Annotated in this window: 24 protein-coding genes; 11 read left to right on the forward strand and 13 right to left on the reverse strand. The window is 57.4% G+C overall.

Annotation, left to right across the window (positions count from 1 at the left end):
• Positions 1-82: 82 nt before the first annotated feature.
• Together AB1A64_RS19905 and hrpB are read right to left on the reverse strand one after the other, a co-directional pair.
• A complete protein-coding gene (locus tag AB1A64_RS19905; RefSeq protein WP_366553530.1) occupies positions 83-541 on the reverse strand; it encodes an NUDIX hydrolase in 459 nt (152 codons plus the stop codon).
• A gap of 112 nt (positions 542-653) precedes the next feature.
• Entirely contained in the window at positions 654-3,095 is a 2,442-nt protein-coding gene (gene hrpB, locus AB1A64_RS19910) for an ATP-dependent helicase HrpB (protein ID WP_366553618.1), read from the reverse strand.
• Between the two features lie 205 nt (positions 3,096-3,300).
• Between hrpB and meaB the strand changes: the two genes are divergently transcribed.
• The 5 genes from meaB (at position 3,301) to AB1A64_RS19935 (ending at position 7,249) form a co-directional block, all read left to right on the forward strand.
• Complete coding sequence (gene meaB / locus AB1A64_RS19915) at positions 3,301-4,278, forward strand: methylmalonyl Co-A mutase-associated GTPase MeaB (RefSeq protein ID WP_366553620.1); 978 nt, start codon at positions 3,301-3,303, stop codon at positions 4,276-4,278.
• Positions 4,279-4,378: 100 nt separating this feature from the next.
• Positions 4,379-5,548 carry a Hint domain-containing protein gene (locus tag AB1A64_RS19920; RefSeq protein ID WP_366553532.1) on the forward strand — a complete coding sequence of 390 codons (1,170 nt, stop codon included), beginning with the start codon at positions 4,379-4,381 and terminating at the stop codon, positions 5,546-5,548.
• Positions 5,549-5,694: 146 nt separating this feature from the next.
• Positions 5,695-5,982: a 50S ribosomal protein L28 gene (gene rpmB / locus AB1A64_RS19925; protein ID WP_050603240.1), complete on the forward strand. Its 288-nt coding sequence runs from the start codon at positions 5,695-5,697 to the stop codon at positions 5,980-5,982.
• A 401-nt stretch (positions 5,983-6,383) separates the two neighbouring features.
• Positions 6,384-6,734 (forward strand): hypothetical protein, encoded by a 351-nt coding sequence (locus AB1A64_RS19930; RefSeq protein ID WP_366553534.1) that lies wholly within the window; start codon positions 6,384-6,386, stop codon positions 6,732-6,734.
• Positions 6,735-6,775: 41 nt separating this feature from the next.
• Entirely contained in the window at positions 6,776-7,249 is a 474-nt protein-coding gene (locus AB1A64_RS19935; RefSeq protein ID WP_366553536.1) for a copper chaperone PCu(A)C, read from the forward strand.
• 87 nt (positions 7,250-7,336) lie between these two features.
• Here AB1A64_RS19935 and AB1A64_RS19940 read toward each other — a convergent pair whose 3' ends face one another.
• Positions 7,337-7,945: a DUF308 domain-containing protein gene (locus AB1A64_RS19940; RefSeq protein WP_366553538.1), complete on the reverse strand. Its 609-nt coding sequence runs from the start codon at positions 7,943-7,945 to the stop codon at positions 7,337-7,339.
• 60 nt (positions 7,946-8,005) lie between these two features.
• Positions 8,006-8,701: an NAD-dependent deacylase gene (locus tag AB1A64_RS19945; protein WP_366553540.1), complete on the reverse strand. Its 696-nt coding sequence runs from the start codon at positions 8,699-8,701 to the stop codon at positions 8,006-8,008.
• 28 nt (positions 8,702-8,729) lie between these two features.
• Between AB1A64_RS19945 and AB1A64_RS19950 the strand changes: the two genes are divergently transcribed.
• On the forward strand, positions 8,730-9,173 hold the full coding sequence (locus tag AB1A64_RS19950; RefSeq protein ID WP_366553622.1) for a low molecular weight protein-tyrosine-phosphatase: 444 nt from the start codon (positions 8,730-8,732) through the stop codon (positions 9,171-9,173).
• On the opposite strand, the gene AB1A64_RS19955 is transcribed toward AB1A64_RS19950, so the two are convergent.
• From AB1A64_RS19955 to AB1A64_RS19965, 3 genes are all read right to left on the reverse strand, one after another.
• On the reverse strand, positions 9,170-10,111 hold the full coding sequence (locus tag AB1A64_RS19955) for a LysR family transcriptional regulator (protein WP_366553542.1): 942 nt from the start codon (positions 10,109-10,111) through the stop codon (positions 9,170-9,172). The two genes, AB1A64_RS19950 and AB1A64_RS19955, sit on opposite strands and share 4 nt — an antisense overlap.
• Positions 10,112-10,177: 66 nt before the next feature.
• Positions 10,178-10,486: a hypothetical protein gene (locus tag AB1A64_RS19960; RefSeq protein ID WP_366553544.1), complete on the reverse strand. Its 309-nt coding sequence runs from the start codon at positions 10,484-10,486 to the stop codon at positions 10,178-10,180.
• 2 nt (positions 10,487-10,488) lie between these two features.
• On the reverse strand, positions 10,489-11,589 hold the full coding sequence (locus AB1A64_RS19965; protein WP_366553546.1) for a Hint domain-containing protein: 1,101 nt from the start codon (positions 11,587-11,589) through the stop codon (positions 10,489-10,491).
• Positions 11,590-11,752: 163 nt separating this feature from the next.
• Here AB1A64_RS19965 and lepA point away from each other — a divergent pair, with 163 nt between their 5' ends.
• Positions 11,753-13,552: a translation elongation factor 4 gene (gene lepA, locus AB1A64_RS19970; protein ID WP_366553548.1), complete on the forward strand. Its 1,800-nt coding sequence runs from the start codon at positions 11,753-11,755 to the stop codon at positions 13,550-13,552.
• Positions 13,553-13,555: 3 nt separating this feature from the next.
• Here lepA and AB1A64_RS19975 read toward each other — a convergent pair whose 3' ends face one another.
• Entirely contained in the window at positions 13,556-14,185 is a 630-nt protein-coding gene (locus AB1A64_RS19975; RefSeq protein WP_366553549.1) for a hypothetical protein, read from the reverse strand.
• Positions 14,172-14,810 (reverse strand): DUF6610 family protein, encoded by a 639-nt coding sequence (locus AB1A64_RS19980; protein WP_366553550.1) that lies wholly within the window; start codon positions 14,808-14,810, stop codon positions 14,172-14,174. Before AB1A64_RS19980 ends, AB1A64_RS19975 begins: the two co-directional genes overlap by 14 nt.
• Before the next feature lie 254 nt (positions 14,811-15,064).
• Here AB1A64_RS19980 and AB1A64_RS19985 point away from each other — a divergent pair, with 254 nt between their 5' ends.
• The 4 genes from AB1A64_RS19985 to AB1A64_RS20000 all read left to right on the forward strand — a co-directional run bounded on the left by AB1A64_RS19985 (position 15,065) and on the right by AB1A64_RS20000 (position 16,911).
• Positions 15,065-15,283: a hypothetical protein gene (locus tag AB1A64_RS19985; RefSeq protein WP_366553551.1), complete on the forward strand. Its 219-nt coding sequence runs from the start codon at positions 15,065-15,067 to the stop codon at positions 15,281-15,283.
• Positions 15,284-15,483: 200 nt separating this feature from the next.
• Entirely contained in the window at positions 15,484-15,666 is a 183-nt protein-coding gene (locus AB1A64_RS19990) for a CTP synthetase (RefSeq protein WP_366553552.1), read from the forward strand.
• Between the two features lie 131 nt (positions 15,667-15,797).
• Entirely contained in the window at positions 15,798-16,283 is a 486-nt protein-coding gene (locus AB1A64_RS19995; protein ID WP_366553553.1) for a hypothetical protein, read from the forward strand.
• Positions 16,284-16,461: 178 nt separating this feature from the next.
• Positions 16,462-16,911, forward strand: a complete 450-nt coding sequence (locus AB1A64_RS20000) for a hypothetical protein (RefSeq protein ID WP_170351349.1) — start codon at positions 16,462-16,464, stop codon at positions 16,909-16,911.
• 1,109 nt (positions 16,912-18,020) lie between these two features.
• Here the strand turns inward: AB1A64_RS20000 and AB1A64_RS20005 are convergent.
• The 4 genes from AB1A64_RS20005 to AB1A64_RS20020 all read right to left on the reverse strand — a co-directional run bounded on the left by AB1A64_RS20005 (position 18,021) and on the right by AB1A64_RS20020 (position 20,253).
• The gene (locus AB1A64_RS20005) at positions 18,021-18,158 is read right to left on the reverse strand and encodes an entericidin A/B family lipoprotein (protein WP_082643663.1); all 138 of its coding nucleotides are present in this window, start codon (positions 18,156-18,158) and stop codon (positions 18,021-18,023) included.
• Between the two features lie 75 nt (positions 18,159-18,233).
• Positions 18,234-19,028, reverse strand: a complete 795-nt coding sequence (locus AB1A64_RS20010) for a metal ABC transporter permease (RefSeq protein ID WP_366553554.1) — start codon at positions 19,026-19,028, stop codon at positions 18,234-18,236.
• The gene (locus tag AB1A64_RS20015; protein ID WP_366553624.1) at positions 19,028-19,747 is read right to left on the reverse strand and encodes a metal ABC transporter ATP-binding protein; all 720 of its coding nucleotides are present in this window, start codon (positions 19,745-19,747) and stop codon (positions 19,028-19,030) included. Before AB1A64_RS20015 ends, AB1A64_RS20010 begins: the two co-directional genes overlap by 1 nt.
• A gap of 26 nt (positions 19,748-19,773) precedes the next feature.
• Entirely contained in the window at positions 19,774-20,253 is a 480-nt protein-coding gene (locus tag AB1A64_RS20020) for a Fur family transcriptional regulator (RefSeq protein ID WP_366553555.1), read from the reverse strand.
• Positions 20,254-20,336 lie beyond the last annotated feature (83 nt).

Genomic DNA, 20,336 nt, shown 5'->3' on the forward strand with positions numbered 1-20,336 from the left:
AGCAGCCAGTGCATTTCGGCACGCGGCTAGACGGTTTCCCCCCTCGGGACAACAGTTTTGTTATCAATTTTTTGCGAAACTATCACACTTGCAGCAGCAAATCGCGCAATTCCGGCTCATTAACACGATCTGCCGCAGTTGAGGGCGAAACCCACACCCGCTCGCGCTTGCCAGCTTCGGGAAAGTCATCTTCCAGGTCCTGAACATCAACCCGGTAGACACTGGTCAAAACCGGATAGGCTGTGCCGTCATTCAGGATTTTGTCGTAGGTATAGTGCCCTATCGGTTCCTTGGAGGGGTTCGGCGCCCGTACGCCTGCCTCTTCCCACGCCTCCTGCAGCGCTGTTTCTGCGCCGTCCATGCCATCAACCGGCCAACCTTTGGGAATGATCCAGCGCCCGGTGTCGCGGCTTGTGATCAACAAGACTTCTGGTCCGTTTGGGGTTTCACGGGTGCATAGGGCTGCAAACTGAACCCGTTGCGGGCGCAGGAAAATAGGTCGGGCGACCTCATCCCAGATTTTTCGCAGCCATTTCGTCATTGGTCGATCGATCCTGTGCTTTTATTGCCTGAAACGACGGCACATAACAGTGAAATTGGGCTGATACAAACAATTGCCTGAACCAACTCTAACATAAGTGGCGAGATGGCCGTCATTTCCGCCGTTTGGCGCGCAGGGTTGGGTCGGCCTGTGTCGGGTCTTCGGGCCAGGGATGTTTGGGGTATTGCGCACGCATATCTTTGCGAACATCGGCGTAAGAACCCGCCCAGAATCCCGGTAGATCGCGGGTAATCTGGATTGGACGCTGTGCAGGAGAAAGCAGGGTGATTTTCAACGCCTCGCCCCCTACAACCGGGTGTCGCGTGACGCCAAACAACTCTTGCAGGCGCACGGAAATCTCGGGCACTGCACCGCCATAGTCAATCGGCACCTTGCGGCCCAGCGGTGTTTCAAATGATCCGGGCGCGCGGCGATCCAGTTCTTGCGTCTGGGTCCAGTCCAGCCGGGCGCGCAGGGCGGGTAGCAGGTCGAACCGCTTCCACTCTTCGGCGTTGCGCACGCCCGAGAGCATGGGCAGCAGCCAGTCCTCAAGCGTGTCTGTCAGCCCTTCGATGGTAAAGTCAGGCAGATCAGTCCCTTCGGCCCGCACCAGTTCAACCCGTGCCGCCAACCGCGCCGCCGCCCCGTCCAGACGCAATCCAAGATCGCGCACGCCATCCAGCATGGCCTGCGCCACGGCCTCGTCCGGCACGTCCTTCCACAGACGGTCGCTTAGCGTGATAGCGCCCAATCTTTCCTGTTTGCGCGCCACCACCCGGCGGTCGCGTTTTGACCAGGCGCAGCTGTCGACCCAGCTGATTTGCCCGGAAAACAGATCGCGGATTTCGCCTTCGCTGATCTGGGCGGCCATGCGCACCCTTGCTTCGCGCGGATTACCGTCGGTGTCCGTGACCACCAGATAAGGTGCCGCGGCCAGCGTATCGCCGCTGTCCAGCGCCACACCTTTGCCGCCTGACAGAACATAGCGGGGAACGTCACCCTTGCGGCGCTGTCCGATGCGGTCGGGATAGGCCAACGCGGCCATGGCGGCGGGGCTCAGATCACTGGCCTGGCCCTTGGTACGCAGACGTTTGGTTTCGGCTTTGATCCGATCCACTGCGCCCACATTCACGTGCCAGACGCGGTTGCGTTGAAACGCGCGGATGTCGCGCAGCGCCTCTAGCCGCAGTAATACGTCTGACGGCGCGCCATTTAGCGGATCGCGTTCGGCCATCAATGCGGCTAAAGTGGCGGCGCCGGAACCGGCAGACACCAACATATGACCCAGACGCGGATGCAGGGGCAGGGCAGCCAGGGCGCGCCCGTGTTCAGTAATCCGCCCCTTTGCATCCAGCGCCCCTAGCATCGTCAGCAGAACCTTTGACTCGGCCATCGTGCCTTCGGGCGGCGGTGTCAGAAAGGCCAGATCGCCCGGTTCCGCACCCCACAGCGCCAGTTCCAATGCCAAACCTGTCAGGTCCGCGGCCTCGATCTCGGCCGGGGGGTAGGCGGACAGCGCGCCTTCTTCACCCTTGGACCACAACCGGTAACACTTGCCCTCGGCCACGCGGCCTGCGCGGCCGGCGCGCTGGGTGGCTTCGGCGCGGGTTACACGCTCGGTTACCAAACGGGACATGCCCGAACCGGGATCGAACCGCGCCCGTCGCGCTTGCCCCATATCAACCACGACCCGAATGTCGGGAATGGTCAGTGAGGTTTCGGCGATCGACGTGGCCAACACCACTTTGCGCCCTTGATCCACCGGGGCAATTGCGGTGCGCTGGGCGGCAAAGGGCATGGCCCCGAACAGGGGACGCAGCACGCAGTTCTCCGGCAGGCGCGCGGACAAGGCGGCCTGGGCCCGGCGAATTTCGCCCTCACCTGGCAAGAACACCAACATCCCGCCGCCGGTTTTGCGCGTGTCCCGCTCGGCCTGAACAACCAGATCGACCAGAGCGTCCAGCCGTCGTGCCTGAGTGCCCAAAGGGCGGTCCAGCCAGCGCGTTTCAACCGGATAACTACGCCCTTCGGAGGTGACCAAAGGTGCGCCCATCAACTGTCCGACCGGTTCGGCGTCCAGCGTTGCCGACATGGCCAGCAGCATCAGATCATCCCGCAGCGCTCCGGTGACTTCCAAACACAAGGCCAATCCCAGATCGGCGTTCAGGGATCGTTCGTGGAATTCGTCGAAGATCACGGCACCCACACCCGGTAGATCCGGGTTGGATTGCAACATTCGGGTCAGGATGCCTTCGGTCACGACCTCGATCCGGGTTGTTTTTGAAACCTTCGCCTCGCCGCGCACCCGGTAGCCCACGGTTTCACCCGCGCGTTGACCCAAAGTGTCAGCCATCCGTTCAGCAGCGGCGCGTGCGGCCAGCCTGCGCGGCTCTAACATCACGATCTTGCCGTCGCACAATCCCGCCTCGAGTATCGCCAGGGGAACCCGTGTAGTCTTACCTGCCCCCGGAGGGGCCTGAAGCACGGCGCGGCCTGAATCCTTGAGGGCCGAAAGCAGGTCTGGGATGGCGTCATCGATGGGCAGTCGTGTCATGCGGGCTTTATCCGCCAACGGCTCGGCAAGGTCCAGTTCCGCCATGCGCGCAGTGCGAACCGGAGTAGCACGACCGCTAACAGCGGAAGAACGGCAACACATGGGCGCGAATAATTGGCGTGCGGCGTATTTCCGCAGCGGTCCAGTCTGGACAAACGGCTTGTCGGGGCGGCAAGTAGTCGTGCCGCAAAATATCGAGGATCAAATGGACATAGACAGCCTGAGCGACAGGATTTTGACCGGTGAACGGCGCGCACTTGCCCGCGCCATTACTCTGGTCGAAAGCGGCCGTGAGGATCACCGGGCGCAGGCGACCGAATTGCTGGCGCATCTGGCCAAATCCAAGCGGCAATCGCTGCGCATAGGCTTGTCAGGAACGCCGGGGGTCGGCAAATCCACCTTTATCGAGAGCTTTGGCATGATGCTGATCGCCCAAGGGCTGCGGGTGGCGGTGCTGGCGGTGGACCCTAGCTCGTCCCGCTCCGGAGGTTCGATTCTGGGCGACAAGACCCGGATGGAACGTCTGAGTCGCGAGAGAAACGCCTTTATTCGCCCATCCCCCAGCCAGTCGCATCTGGGTGGTGTGGCCCGACGTACGCGCGAGGCGATTGCCCTGTGCGAGGCCGCCGCTTTCGATGTGGTGCTGATCGAAACCGTGGGTGTGGGCCAGTCGGAAACCGTGGTGTCCGAGATGTCCGACCTGTTCCTGTTGCTGCTGGCCCCAGCGGGCGGAGACGAATTGCAAGGTGTCAAGCGCGGCATCATGGAAATGGCCGACATGATTCTGATCAACAAGGCAGACGGAGATCTGAAGCCTACAGCCATCCGCACCTGCGCCGACTATGCCGGAGCGCTGCGCCTGTTGCGAAAGCGTCCGCAGGACCCCGAGGAGTTCCCCAAGGCTATGACAGTGTCGGCGGTCGAAGAACACGGCTTGGAAGACGCATGGTCCGAAATGCAATCACTGACCGACTGGCGGCGTGAAGCTGGCCATTGGGAGGTCAATCGAACCAATCAAGCGCGATATTGGTTTGATCAAGAGGTCCGTCATGCTCTGTTGGCCCGGCTCGAAACACCACAGGCGCGCGCGATGATGGATCGTTTCAGCACCCAGGTCGGTGAGGGCGCCCTTAGCCCATCAATTGCAGCCAAACAAATGCTGGCTAAATTGGCGACAGACTGACCGGCCGGGCAGAGTGGCGTGTTCATCATTTGTCGTGTAAGATCGACGCGAATGCAATTTTGAGTTGTGCGATTGGCCCAGGCGACAGGAACCGTCGAATATGCCCGATATCAACGGGACGAATAACGACGACGATATTGAAGTCACTGACAATACCGGGTCTCTAAACGGGACGACGGTACCAGGACCGATTGACAATATACGTGCCCGACAGGGCGATGACGACGTCACCGTTACCAACAGTACGATTTCCGGTTCCGTGCGGGGCAATCGCGGAGACGACGATATCGTTATCACCGGCAGTACTGTGGTCGGGCAAGTTAATGCCGGAATTGATGACGATACGGTCAACCTTCAGGGATCTACCGTTGGTGATGTTCGGCTGGGGCAGGGCAACGATACCCTGAACATCAACAGCACAAACGTTACAGGCGACGTTCGCGGTGGCGGTGGAACGGACAGCTTGAACCTGCCCGTTGGCACGGTCGTCACCGACGATACGTTTGGAACTTTCACAGTTGAGGAAGGCGTTTCCTACTCGGTCTCAAGCGGCACTTTTATCCTGCCGTCGAACCTACCGTCTGGACCGTCCGTCTCCTATCAGGCATTCGAGAACGGAACGGGGGTTCCATGCTTCACACGCGACACTGAGATTTTGACACGATCCGGCCCGGTGCTTATCCAAGATCTCTGCACCGGTGACATGATCGAGACACTGGGTAAGGGGTTGCAACAGATTCGCTGGATCGGGAGGCGACGCTTTGATCTGGACGGATTGAAGAGGAATCCCAAACTTTATCCCATTCGAATTCTGGCAGGGGCGCTGGGCGGCGGTTTTCCAAGTCGGGACTTATTGGTTTCGCGACAACATCGGATGCTGGTCCAGTCCCCCATTGCTCAACGCATGTTCGACGAACGCGAAGTGCTGATTCCCGCCATCAAGCTAACAGCTTTGCCCGGTATTTTCGTGGACGAAGACGTCACATCGGTTGAGTACTACCATCTGCTTTTCGATCAACATCAGGTCATCTTTGCCGAAGGCGCGCCGACGGAAAGCCTGTTTACAGGGCCCGAAGCGCTCAAAACGCTAAGTTCAGAGGCCCGCCGAGAAATATTTGAGATATTTCCCGAGTTGTTCGAAAAGAAGCTGACACCGCGGCCCGCTCGCTATATTCCGCACCGACGGCAGCAGGCGCATCTGCTGGAACGCCATCGCAAAAACAAAAAACCGCTTCTGCAGGCGTGTATCCAACCGCCCGGTGATGCCTGAGCAAAGATTTCGCGCGATCTGTCTTGACCCTTCTGGCGATTCCCACTACACGCATCCAACCAGTTTTCGGGCGCGACTTCGGGTTGCGCCCCTTGTGATTTGGCCGCTGGCATCGTGCCCGGCCTCCAGAAACAAAGGAAGAAACCATGTCGCGCCGTTGCGAACTGACCGGAAAAGGCCCGATGACTGGCAACAATGTCAGCCACGCCAAAAACAGAACTCGTCGTCGTTTTCTGCCGAACCTGAACGACGTCACCCTGCAGTCCGAAACCCTTGGCCGTGGCGTCAAGCTGCGTATCTCGGCGGCTGCTTTGCGCTCGGTCGACCACCGCGGTGGTCTGGACGCGTTCCTGGCCAAAGCCAAGGACGAAGAGCTGTCGGCAAACGCACTGAAAGTGAAAAAGGAAATTGCCAAGGCCCAAGCCACGGCCTAAGCCCTTTTTCCTTGAAAGAATTCAACCCTGTACCGAAAGGTGCAGGGTTTTTTCTTGCGTAATCTGCTCCTGAAACGGAACTAAATATTCAGGAACGGTGATGTTGTTCACATACCCTGCGCCAAGACTGTTTTATGTTTAGTCATATTCATCTGGCGGAGTTTACCCCCATGTCTTTAAAATTGTCTGATTTCTTCTCCCTGTTGGCTGCCTTTTTTGGCAAGACGTTTGGGACATGCTTTCGGATGCAACGACAGGTGAACAGGTTGCATACGAGCCTGACCAAAGGATCTGTCAAACGTCCCGGCGTGGACAGCTGACACGCATCCCGTAGTCGCGGGTTTCAAGTAGATCGATTGCGCTTGAAGCCCGCTTCATGTCCGGCCTATATCAGGCGCAGGATGAAACCCGTTCTGAACAGATTTCTGCCTTTGGCACTTTCGCTGCTCGTTATTTTGACGGGGCAGGGGGTGTCTGCATCGCGCGGAATGGACAGGGCGGTGGGGCAGATGGTGCTGTGCACCGGTTCGGGCCCGGTGGTGGTCTATATGGACGCCGAAGGCCAACCGACTCAGTCCCCTCATTTCTGCCCTGAATACGCGCTGACCCTGTTGGGGGCGGTTGTTGTCCCGGCATCAGCCATGCCCGTTGCGCCAGAACAGGTTCAGCCCGCACCTTTGCGTAAGACAGGCAATCTGGTTGCCCTGCCGGTGCCCTTCAGACCGGCGCGCGCGCCTCCGGTTGTGATCTGAAGACACATTTTCTTTCAGACACTTATACAAGGAGAGGCGCGATGTCGCTCAAATCCAAACTTCTGACCACTCTGGTCGCTGCAACGCTGGCAACATCTGCTTTTGCACAGGATACGATTGCCGTTGATGACGCGTATGCGCGGTCCGCAGGCAAAACGGCCAAAGCCGGTGCTGCCTTTATGATGATTAAAAACACAGGTGAGACGGACGACCGGCTGGTTGGCGTGGAATCCGATGCGTCTGCACGTGTTGAGCTGCACACCCATAACATAGATGAAAACGGTGTGGCCCAGATGATCCACGTCGAGGAAGGTTTTGTCATTCCAGCGGGCGAGACCCACATGCTGAAACGCGGTGGCGACCATGTGATGTTCATGGGACTGACCGCTCCGTTCGAGCAAGGCGGGACCGTACCGGTGACGCTGATTTTTGAGAAGGCCGGAGAGATCGAGATCGAGGTGCCGGTTGATTTGGAACGTCAGGACGTCGGCGGCCACGGGACACATTCGAACTGAGGCAACGCCTGTCTTCAGGCCGCGCTGCGGCCCTCATCCATGCGTCAGGTCGGGCTTTGCCCGGCCTGTTGCCGTTTCCAGAGGTGGTTAGCGATTTACTACGCGCATGGCGACCCGATCATGGGCGCGTTTGAACCGGGCGGTCAGCCAGAACATCACCGCCGAGAAGGCCAGCGCCCCAAAAGCGATGGCCCATCCAAGCGCCACCATCCCGCTGCCGGGCCAGAAGATCAGCACCAACCCGATAAGCAGTGCAATGACCCCGGAATTGCGGACTGAGGACGCATCGGGGTGTTGATCCGACATTTGCCGCCAGGCCATCAGCGAGCCAACGCCGATGATCAGGGCCCACGCCCCTAACAAGAAGAAGGTCAGCCGCGCCACGCCTTCGGGCCAGATGAGCAGTACCAGACCGATCAACAGGGCGCCGACCCCGACGCCCCCTATCAATCCACGCCGACCGAAGCCCAGCAGGGTCAGGCCACCATCCACGATCAGAAGCAAACCGACCAGACGCAACAGCAGTGAAATGCTGCCTGTCGGCCAGAACAGCGCAGCGATGCCCAGCGCCCCAGCGAAGATGCCGCGCAACAGGAACGTCCACCACAGGTCTGCGAGCTGATCGCCCAAGGCGTCGCGACCGTCCAAAGTGCTATCCTCAAGGATTTCCTCGCGCGGGGATTGAGGGTCTGACATGATGCTCTCCCAGCTGGTTAGGCCTTTACTATAAACGGAAAATTCTGCCGGTGTCTGCAGTCATCTGGGGCTGAGCAAGCCATCTACCCAAGATGGGACTGTTTCCGTTGCGGGGCCGAGAATGACCTCATCAAAACTGGAGGCTCCGGTTGAAGGTTCGAGGTTCAGTTCAACCGTGCGGGCGCCGGATTGCAAGGCTTCATGAACAAAGGCGGCGGCGGGATAGACCTGACCCGAGGTGCCGATGGCAGCAAACAGGGTCGCTTCGGCCAGATGGTCGTAGATTGCGTCCATGTGATAGGGCATCTCGCCAAACCAGACCACATCCGGTCGCGCGGTCGGCGCAGCGCAGGCGGGACAGGGTTCGTCCATGGCCATCTCGGGTGGTGAAGCCCAGCGGTGGTTGCATGCCGGGCAAAACGCCCCGGCCAACGTGCCATGCATGTGGATCACACGCTCGGCACCGCCAGATTCGTGCAGGCTGTCGACATTCTGAGTGACGATCACCACCTCTCCGGGAAAGTTCATTTGCAGTCGTGCTAGCGCGGCATGCGCTGCGTTGGGTTTGGCCTTGGCGGCCTGCACGCGCCGGGCGTTGTAGAACCGGTGAACAAGAGCGGGATCGCGGGCGAACCCTTCGGGAGTGGCGACGTCCTCAATCCGGTGCTGCGCCCATAACCCGCCTTCCTCGCGGAAGGTGCCCAACCCGCTTTCGGCAGAAATACCGGCCCCTGTCAGTATGACGATCTTTTCCATCTTTGCCCTGCGCGTTACACCTTGGCCCATGACCCACCGTATCCTCTTTGTCTGTCTGGGCAATATCTGTCGTTCTCCTGCTGCCGAAGGTGCGTTTCGCGCCCGCGCTCCGCATCACACCACCGACAGCGCTGGAACCTCGGGCTGGCATATTGGCAATCCGCCTTATGGGCCGATGCAGGCAGCGGCACAGGCCCGCGAAATTGACCTTAGCGACCTGCGAGCCCGTCTGTTTACAGCCGAGGATTTCGAACGGTTCGATTTGATCATCGGTATGGACGCCGAAAACATTGCAAATATCGAGGCGTTGCGCCCCGCTGGGAGCACCACCCCTGTACAGTTGCTCACCGATTTCGCACCCGAAACGGGTGCCGATCATGTACCCGATCCGTATTACACCCGTGATTTCGACGGGGCGCTGGACCTAATTGAAGCTGCCGTTGAAGGGCTTCACGCGCATCTGCGGGCCTAACCCATTACTTTCAGCTTATCCGTCAGCCATGGCAGTTGCACCAACGCCGGGTCGACGATCTGATTGCGCATCAGGCGGCGCATCATGCCCGCGACCTCTTGTGGAACCTGATCGGACCAATCGGTGCGCGTGAACAGGGAAATTGTGCGCGAAAACTCTCCGAATGGTACGGGATGGACCGCCAGCGCGTCGTGGAAACGCGCCGCCCGCATATAGCCCAGCGGCGTTGTGATCGCCCAGCCCAACCCGCGTGCGACCATGGCCATTAAGGCAAGATGCGAGCCGATCTCGAACCGTTCCTCATATTTCTGTTGCTGCCGTGCCAGATGCGACTCGATCTGGCGGCTGATCAGCTGTTCACGGGCATAACGCAGAAAGGGCAGGTCCTGCGTGGCATTGTCGACCCCCTTGGGGGTCACCAGAATAAATGGGTCACGGACTAAAGGATATTCGACCACACCCTCAAGCACTTCGCCGGAATGGGCCGATACCATCAGGTGCAAGCGCTGCGCTTCCAACTCGGCGAAAAGATCCAGGCTGGGCAGGGTAATGAGTTTGAAATTCGACCGTGTCAGGCTGTCGGCCAACAGGGTCGCCAATCGAGGCGTCAGGTCATTGTCAAAGTCGTCGATCAGCCCGATGGACAAAGTGGTGAGGTGCCCCAGGTCCATCACGGTCAACTCGCTTTGTGCCATTTGCAGCTCGGCCAGAACTGCCTCGGTCCGTGCCAGAAAGCTGTGCCCGGCCTGTGTCAGCCGCATCGGGCGTCGCCCGTGATCCACCAATTCGGTGCCAAGGGCGTTTTCCAGATTGCGCAATTGCTGTGACACCGAAGGCTGGCTGAGGCCCGTGATCTCGGCCGCCTGCGCCACCGATCCCGTCCGCGCCAGGGCTTCGAACACTTCGAGCCCGCGCAGGGTCAGCCCTTTCATTACCATCAGATACACCTTTCGCTGCGCCTTTTCTGGGGCGCAGGGCGGATCAGGTCAAGGATTCAGAGTGACTTAGCTGCAGATCGCCTGTGCCATCTGGCCAAAGTTCTGATACCGATCCCACAGCGCATCATCGCGCGCGGTCTGGGACATCTTCAACTCTTGCGCCTGATGGGGGTCCGAGAACCATTTGGCGACGGTCTTCTGGTCGCTGCGGGTCAACGCCTGATTGGCCACGCGTTGGATACAGCTACACCGATCCCGAGTCGCCGCCGACCGATCTGATGCCAGACACGCCCGTTTGATCTGCGCTGCTTCTGCGAACGGCACCACCGCCGTCAGCGTCGTCGCGCAAAATGCTATTAAGAGGAACTTCTTCATGCTCATGCCTCGTTTTTGCCTGCCCGGAGAGATCTGACGCCCCTCTCGGTCTGCGGCGGAGTATGAATCAATCGGGATTGCGGATCAATGGACAACAGCAATTGGAGCAAAAATGCGGCCTCGCGGCGTTTTAAGGCTAGCCTTGCCGTCTGTGTTGTTTCCCTGACACGCCCCGTGAGTTCGGGAAAAAACAGCCTGTCTGGGTTTAGCTGATCCGTCTGGCATGTGGCCAGCAGACTTTCGGAGGCTGCGCCGTTCGCCCGGACGACGTTATGCCGTTCCAGTAAAAAGTGATGAAAGCGGGCCGATTGATCCGTAGCAAGATATGCGACACCGGCATCCACAAGGCTTATGGCCGGGACAAAAACTTCATGCTCTGTGAACAACAACTCTGCCAATGGATGTGAAATCAGTATCCTATGTTGCTGAGAGACTTTGAGCGGGGCAAAGTTGGACAGAACGCCAACAGGAATTTTCACTAGCTTGAAGCGGCCTGCAGCAATAACATCCTGTACACCTGTCCATTGCACCGGAACAAACCCATCATCTTGTGTCCAAACCTTGTCACCAAGCTTCAATGCTTCGATGGGCAGGTGACCCTGTTCCGTTTCTATTAATGTTCCCGCATCATAGCAGATCGGTGTAACATATTCGCTTTCATCAAAGCTCGGGCCTTCTTGTGTGCTAACGACGGTCAAGGGCACGCCAGCAGGAGGAAACTGGCCGGGCCCTCCGATAAAGGCAATCCCTTCAACGGTTGCGTAGGCCGGAGAAGAGTTGTTCACGTTGAACGCAACCGCCTGCCATGTGTTGACTCCATCTGTTAAGGTGATGCCGTACTCAGCCTCAACTATCGTGCCGTCGGTGAATAGCGTGCCGTCAATGGTCTGGTCGCCATCTAAACGCTGATTTCCATCGTTGTCGGCAAAATTAGTGTCGCTTCCGGCATCGGTGATGAAGACCTCGGTCGCCGCGCGAGAGTCAATCGTGATCGTCTGCCCGATCAAGTGAATACCCGTGCCCTGAGTGATGCCGTCCAACCCCTGAGGCACCGTGATCGACAGTTGGCTTTCACCAAGAACAAAAATCGAATAGTCGGCCAACGTTTAAACTGCTTTCTCGTTAGTGTTCGGGCCAATCAACGGCATAATCCTAGCCGTTCGCGAATATTGGGTAAATGCATTAAGGTAGAAAGACCCTCTGCGCGCCTATGCTGCAACGCTTCACGGCTTGACGAGACCCAAATCTCCGGACATATCCCACTCCATGACAGACCTCGCTCATATCCGCAATTTCTCCATCGTCGCGCATATCGACCATGGCAAATCCACCCTTGCTGACCGGCTCATCCAAGAGACCGGAACAGTCAAGGATCGCGACATGAAGGAACAGCTGCTCGACAGCATGGATATCGAGCGCGAGCGTGGCATCACCATCAAGGCCAACACGGTTCGCATCGACTATACCGCTGACAATGGCGAGAAATACGTTCTGAACCTGATCGACACTCCCGGCCACGTAGACTTCGCCTATGAAGTCTCGCGTTCCATGCGTGCGGTTGAGGGGTCTCTGCTGGTTGTGGACTCGACCCAAGGGGTTGAGGCGCAGACGCTGGCGAATGTGTATCAGGCCATCGACGCCGATCATGAGATCGTGCCGGTGCTGAACAAGATCGACCTGCCCGCGTCCGACTGTGACCGCGTGGCCGAACAGATCGAGGACGTGATCGGCATTGATGCGACCGACGCTATTCAGGTCAGCGCCAAGACGGGGCAGGGCATCCACGAAACGCTTGAGGCCATCGTACAGCAACTGCCCGCACCGCAGGGCAACGTGGACGCGCCGCTCAAGGCGATGCTGGTGGATTCGTGGTACGACGCCTATCTCGGCGTCATCGTTTTGGTCCGCATCATGGACGGCACGCTGAAAAAGGGGATGCGGGTCAAGTTCATGTCGAACAACACCCTGCACCATGTCGACCGCGTCGGGGTCTTCCGTCCTGAGATGGAGATGGTCGACAGCCTCGGCCCCGGTGAGATCGGCTTTCTGACCGCCTCGATCAAACAGGTTCGCGACACCCGCGTCGGCGACACGATCACCAATGACCGCAACGGCACCGAAATCGCTCTGGACGGCTTCAAACCCGCACAGCCGGTGGTGTTCTGTGGTCTGTTCCCCGTCGACAGTTCCGAATTCGAAGACCTGCGGGATGCGATCGACAAGCTGGCCCTGAACGACGCCAGCTTCAGCTTTGAGATGGAAACCTCGGCAGCACTTGGCTTTGGCTTCCGCTGCGGCTTCCTCGGCCTTCTGCACCTTGAGGTCATCCGCGACCGCATCGAACGCGAATATGATATCGAGCTCATCACCACAGCGCCGTCGGTGATCTATCACGTCTACATGAAAGACGGTGAAATGATCGAGCTGCACAACCCCGCCGACATGCCCGATCCGTCGAAGGTCGACCATATCGAAGAGCCGCGCATCAAAGCGACTATTCTGGTGCCAGACGAATACCTCGGCGACGTGCTGAAGCTGTGTCAGGACCGCCGCGGCATCCAGCTGGACCTGACCTATGCGGGCAGCCGCGCCATGGTCGTCTATGACCTGCCGCTGAACGAGGTCGTCTTTGACTTCTACGACCGGCTGAAATCGGTGACCAAGGGCTATGCCTCGTTCGACTACCAGATGACCGGTTATACCGAGGATAATCTGGTCAAGATGTCGGTGCTGGTGAATGACGAGCCGGTCGATGCGCTGTCGACCATGGTTCACCGCGACCGGGCCGAGATGCGGGGCCGGGCGATGTGCGAAAAGCTCAAGGACCTGATCCCGCGCCACATGTTCAAAATCCCGATCCAGGCGGCCATTGGCGGCAAGGTCATCGCCCGCGAGACCCTCTCGGCGCTGCGCAAGGACGTGACTGCGAAATGCTATGGCGGCGACGCCACGCGGAAACGCAAACTGCTGGACAAGCAGAAGGCAGGTAAGAAGAAGATGCGTCAGTTCGGGAAGGTGGATATTCCGCAGGAGGCGTTTATTTCAGCGTTGAAGATGGACGGATAGATGTTAGTCGGCCGGATGCCCAGTGCCATAGTTTATTTGCTCTGTGTCAACATCTTGGCCTGGGGAGTTTCCGATGAACTCCTTGTACTCAGCGTTCCTTCCAAAGTACTGATATAGCGCAATAATCGAACCCAGAACGAACACGATAAAGGGAACCCATTGCTTAAACGCAATCTCAGCCTCGAACAAGTACTCCAAGTAATACACTGCTGTAGAAAGCAATACTGCAAAGCTGAGAAAAGCTTGTATTCTCAGATGGTTAATCATCTTGTTCTTTGAGCGATGCTTGCCGAAGTAATAATGAACATCTCTCAAATCAGACTGAAAAAGAAACAACCGCTCAATGTTAGCGATCATTGCGAGGTTTCTATTGTACCAATAGCTAGAGTCTACGATGTGCATTAGCTGCCAGAACGCAACAATTAGTATCAGAGTAACGGCATATTCCGTGTCCAACTCACCCTTTTCGCTTAACGAGATAAATAGCAACGAACCGGCAACGGTTGCGACAGACTGCCATACAACCATGATGTGGCGATTTATGTCCGCCATAAGTTGTTGATACATTGCGATCAGAAACTCAGGTCGCTTGCCCTTTACTGCGGCAGTTGGAGATTCTTCAGTAACGTCCATCTGACACCTCCCACATTGAGCTTATGTTCTTTATGGAGTCTTCTAAACACCTAAGATACCCCCCAATTGGATGGGGAACAAAGCGAGAACCATTAAAATAGTCTCCAAAGCGAGCGTCAAGTGAGAATCGGTTTACGTCCAAACTAAAGATTTGAAGGCTACTCGCCAGTTCTCTTTGCACATCAGGTCTGCCTCCTAGGATGTGGATAGGTCTATTTACGAAGTCAGTTAGGGGTAATTGCGTCCCACCGTACTTTGTCGGTGTACTATACCCCAGCATGAATTGTTCTGGCACAAAGCTATTTACTTGACCTGTTAGTTTTAGGTCTTTGGGAACAATGCAAACATTGTGCGCGTGCTTGGCCAGCTGTGCGGCCTGCGAGAATACTTCTTCTGATTGTTCAATGTCCTCTAAGTCACGCGCGATCGTCACAAGGGGCTTAGTTTTTTTTACTGCCCACATGTGCTTTTCGAAATCGTAATTTTTCCAGTCAATATCGATCAAACCGATTTCAGAAAAAGTCTTTATATCTCGTAAGTTGGTGTATCGCGCTCCAACGAGCCAACCATGTTGAGCCGCGATACTCCCCACAGTTTTGCTGTGGCACGTAATTAAATGGGGCATGATTTGTAAAGTGTTGCTACCTGTCGGCGACTAAAGTCTTACATGCCCCTCGATATCGAATGATTTCCGGATAGCCAATACTAAATACCAATAGCGGAAAAGTTAAGGACCATGCCCCAAAGTTTTGTAATCGCGCTACTATTTCGTTTTTTGCAGGTGCAGTGCCGATGAGCAATCCACTGAAAACCACATCACATTCCCTGCTATTTCAACATGCTACACTTGACCAACGGAACCCTCTGCAGGAGGCGCAGATGTCCACATCCATGATCCCTATCATCGCCCTCGGGTCGGCGGGTCTCTATTCCGTGGCCATGATCGCGATGAAGTTTTGGTGGAAACTCCCCGGTGTGGGCCTCGGCCTGCTGATCGTCGCAACCCTGCTGGCCGGGGCAACGCTCGAACTCGCCGCGCTGCGCGAGGAGCGGTTGGGCATCATCTATACCGGCATTCTGGGGGCGAGGTTGTTCTGATCGCCATCGCCTCTTACTTCCTGTTCGGCGAAAACTTCTCTGGTCGCGAAGTCGCCGGGATTGGCCTTGTCCTGGTCGGCACGGCCTTGGCATGGGCCTGATCGCGCCTCGAACTTCCACTTATTCTGACCCAGATCAAGGACCACCCTCAAGCTTGGTTTTAAGGTGCGCACAAACAGACTGACAAAAACGAGGCCCCTATGTCGCCCCTGACGCTGATCCTTCACATCTTCCTTGGTTCCACCCTTGCCGGGGCCGCCGTGATTGCGGTTCTGGCCATGGGATACACATCATCGTGGACAACCATCCTGATCGCTGCCGTCGTTGGGTTCGTGGCGGCGTTCCCGGTCTCGTATCTGGTGGCCCGCAAACTCGAAGGCTGAACCGCGACGCCCGGATCCCCGTTTTAGACGCACACATCTCAATCTGTTATTGTGTCCGCGGGGGACCGCGTTTGGGCGGCTATATTCTTGGGGTGCCTGCAACGCATGACCCTCAGAAATGAGAGGTTATTATGCACAAATTCTTAACGACGACCGCAGCCACAGTCCTGACCCTCGGCTTGTCCGCAGGTTTGGCCCAGGCCGAGACCTATGACGCCGCAGCCAAGGGCACGGGGGTGAATGCGAACCAGGTCTATGGCATTTCGGACGGGAACGCCGTGGTCAAAACGCAGACCGACTATGACAGTTTCGAGGTCGCCGCCGGGCACCCGCTGGAGGGGGCAACGGGGTCGTGTTTCGGCGCGCTGCTGGTCAACGGGGCCTCGGTCTCGGGCACCGGGAATTGCGTGTTCGATACCACCTCGGGCGATAAGGCGGTGATGACCTGGACGGCGACGGGCCTTGGTGCGGATGGGGCTTTGACTGGCGACTGGACTGTCTCGGGTGGCTCGGGCAATTGGGCCAGCGCCACCGGAGGCGGGAGTTTTTCGTCGCTGACCGATCCTGACACCAAAAAGTTCGTGAATACGATCACAGGCAGTATCACAATAGAATAGATCAATTTTCACAATGATTTACGGCGGGGGTGCGCGGTATGGCGTGCCCCCGTTCGCTGTGGATGTCTGAGGGTTGGATGAACCAATTATGAAGTTTCCCTAAGGTAAGTTGCAACTGGATCGCACCCTTCCAATCTGTTGACCAGGCCAGCATCGGCCCGACAGAAGGAGAGAGCCAATGACCAGATACATGACTGCCGGAGCAGCCGCTTTGGCCACGACCCTCACCCTTGGAACGGCCGCGCTGGCCGATACCGCGCCGGATCTGCGCGGTACCTGGTTGGGCTCGTACACAACCGTTTCACCAAGCCATTATCAACGCGGCGACGAGCCCAGGTTCAATCAGGCCGAATGGATGCTGGATGTCCAGATTCAGGAAGACAACGTGTTCTGGGGTCCCAGCAAATGGCGTCGTGAAGGCGATGCCGAGTGGAACGAAAATGAGGCCACCGGCACCATCAGCCTGGACGGTTCGGGAAGTATCGGGATCATCGAAACCTCGCCCATGATCATCGGCGCAAACGCGTTGATCGACGCCCGGTACGAAGATGGAAAGATCTATGCGGATTTCCGTAGCCTGCGTAACGGAACGACCTATAGCACCGTTCTGGAACGTCAGGTGAACTGAAGCGTTTCCGGCCCGATCGGTCTGTAGGGGGTACTGGCTGCGGTTTGTTGCAGTACGTAATAGGTAATCCTGATCGGGTCGGAGCGCTTCTCAAAAAGCGGAACTATGATCCCCTCAGTGAGGGGGCGGGTCGGGCGGTGATGGTGCCACCTGCGACAGGGCTCGGATTGGTCTATGCCAAAAAGCGGCGTTCCTCGGTACAGGCCAGCCGGGTTTCGCGATCCTTCAGCGCGGTATTGCAGTAAGTGGGCAATGGCGCTCGACCCAAAACTCACATTATGTCCGCTGCGAAAAGTGGGATCGATTCTTGGAAACTTGCCTCTGGAGATCAGAGAATCTCACGGTTTTTACCAATTTGACCGTTTAATGGCCTTTGCACTCGCAGAAAGACTGCAAAATTGCGTTATTGTCGGATGATTTTATTTTTCCACCGCCAAGCCAGTGGCACTTCGATGTTTCCAGAGTTATCCACATAAGTTTCCCGGCACATATCAACATCTTATCCCCGTCTAATTTTCATGCTGCAGTGCTATTTTCTTGTTCGAGACAGACCCCAATGTAACAGTCTGATTACTGCAACGGTTCTTCGGAACCTGAGCGGGGCGCAAAGGCCAGGGGGTCAGAGCGATAAGGGCAGATTTTAGGATTTGTTTTTTGTTGCAATGATTTACCGGTGGGCAAGTGGCTGATCTAGGTTTCGAATTTGGATCAGGCGATTACCCTCTCAGAAGGTCGGCGCGTGCTGTGTGGTGCCAGCAGGTACGACGCAGCGGCTTTGGCCCTTTTGGGGGCCGGGGCAACTGGCTCGGGACGTTCCTCGGACGTGTCGACCCGGCAAGGCGTCAGGAGTATCCGCAAGGATGCATGCATGGACCGCGTCTGCGCACCTGACGCCTTTTCCTTTTGCCGGACATTGGCTTGAAACAGACTGCCACTCTATCCCCTTTAATAAAGGGAACGGGGTTCTTGTGCTTTCACAAGAACCCCGTCGTGTTGTCAGAAATGCAATACCGCGTCTATGCACCTGTGATCCGGAGTTTACTGTGGATCGTTGCTGGCATCAACTATATGTTGAGGTGATTGCCCCGGCATTGCGTAAATCGGGTGGTTTACAGGTTTTCCTGCACGTCCGTGGCCGCGCCTTGAATCGCGTCGCCTGCTTTCTCGATGTCTTTGCCTGCGCCCTTTGCGGTTTCACAAGCGGTGAGGGTGAACAGGGCCAGGCCAATCAGAATTGCACGGGTCATCGGTGTCTCCATTTGTGTCAGTCATGTGCTGCGTAGCAGTTTTTCCCGAACGGAACCAGAGCTTTGGACCCCGTTTTATTCCTTGCGGATCAAAGGGCCAAACAGCGCGGTTGCAACAAAGATCAAAGCCGCTGCACAAACGATGCTGGGTCCGGCTGGCGTGTCGGCCAGATACGCGCCCCACAGCCCGCCCAATGCGGCCACAGAGCCTATGATCGCGGCATAGAATGCCATGGCTTCGGGTGTTCTGACCAAAGACCGTGCACCCGCCGCCGGGATTACCAGCAAGGCTGCGATCAAAAGAACACCGACTACCTTGATTGCAACGGCCACGACCAGAGCCATGGCAAGGGTCAGCCACATTTCTTCGCGCTTTGGGTCGATATCCGAGGCGTAGGCCAGGTCCGGGTTGAGCGTGGCCACCAACAGGGCGGACCACCTCCAGATCATCAGGGCAAGGATCAGTGTGCCGCCAACCCAGATTGTCGCCAAATCGATTTTGGTGACGGCTAGGATGTCGCCGAACAAAAAGGCGTTCAGGTCCAGCCGGACATCCGCCAACAAGGCTACGGTGACCAATCCGGCTGCCAGTGCAGTATGGGCGATGACGCCCAGCAGTGTGTCCATGGCAAAACCCTTGCCACGCAGCAGCGTCACGGTCAGACCCATGGCCAGAGCGGCAGCGATAATAGCGGGCAGGAATGGCAGCGAAAACGCAAGCGCCAGCGCAACCCCCAAAACCGAGGCATGCGCGGTCGCCTCGCCCAGATAAGCCATGCGACGCCAGACCACGAAACAACCCAGAGGGGCCGCCGCAATTGCAACGCCAACCCCCGCAAGGGCGGCGCGTACCATAAAATCGTCCAGCATCAGTTGGTATTGTCCTGTGCGTGATGGTGATCGTGATGGTGGGAATGGCTGTGCTTATGTTGATACAAAGCCATGGTGCCCTTGGTGCCGCTGCCGAACAATGCCCGGTATTCAGGTGCGTCAGCGACAGTGTTGGGCGAGCCTTCACAGCATATATGCCCGTTCAGACACAGCACTCGGTCCGAGGCCGCCATGACCACATGCAGGTCGTGGCTGACCATCACGACCGCACAGCCCAAATCGCGGCGAACCTGCTCAATCCGTTGGTAGAACGCAGCCGCACCGGGCTGATCAAGCCCTTGTGTCGCCTCGTCCAAAAGCAGCAGTTGCGGATTTTCCAGCAAAGCGCGCGCCAGAAGAACACGCTGGAACTGGCCGCCGGACAGTTTCGTCATCTGCCTGCTGCGAAGGTCAGGGACCCCGGCAATGTCTAGTGCATTGATGGCGTCACGAGCCGAGATGCGCTTGGGAAGACCCAAAAACCGCTGAACCGTCATAGGCAAGGCCGCATCAAGCGCCAGTTTCTGGGGCACATAACCGATACGCAGGCCTGACGCGCGTTGCACGGTGCCTTGGGCAGGAGCGACCGCACCAATCATCGCGCGCAGAAGGGTCGATTTACCCGATCCGTTTGGTCCGACAATCGTGACGATCTCGCCTTCGGAAACCGAGGCGTTCACATGTTCAAGAATGGTTCGGCCATCCACGCGAATGGACATGTCCTTCAGAGAGATCAGCGTTTTTGTCACGGTTGATCCCCAATGCATTCGGGGCACAGACCCTCGGCTTCGACCACAACCCGCTCGATCTGAAATCCCGAGGTGCTGGCCGCAGCGCCCAAACGCCCCTGCGTCAGCTCGGTTTCAGTTTCGGCAACAGCTTTGCACGATCGGCAGATTAGAAAGGCCGGAATATGGTCATGGGTCGGGTGGGCGCAGGCGGTATAGGCGTTCAGTTGTTCGATCCGGTGGACAAACCCGTTCTGCACCAGAAAATCCAGTGCGCGATAAGCCACGGGCGGTTGCGAACCCATCCCCTCGGCGGACAGCACGCTGAGGATGTCGTAGGCACCCATTGCCCGGTGTTTTTCCAGCAGAATCTCAAGTACGCGACGCCTGACCGGTGTGAATTGCAGGCGCTGCGCTTTGCACTTTGCGTCGGCCTGAGCCAGAGCTGTGTGAACGCAATGCGTGTGGTCGTGTTGTCTGAAGCCAACTGTGCTCATGGTGATGCGCTCCGGGTATTTTCTGCTTGATATGTTATAACACCAAGCTTATCAAGCGCCCGAAGTATGTGATAACATATCAT

Origin of the sequence: Ruegeria sp. ANG10 (assembly GCF_040705255.1) — a bacterium.
Taxonomy (GTDB): Bacteria; Pseudomonadota; Alphaproteobacteria; order Rhodobacterales; family Rhodobacteraceae; genus Ruegeria.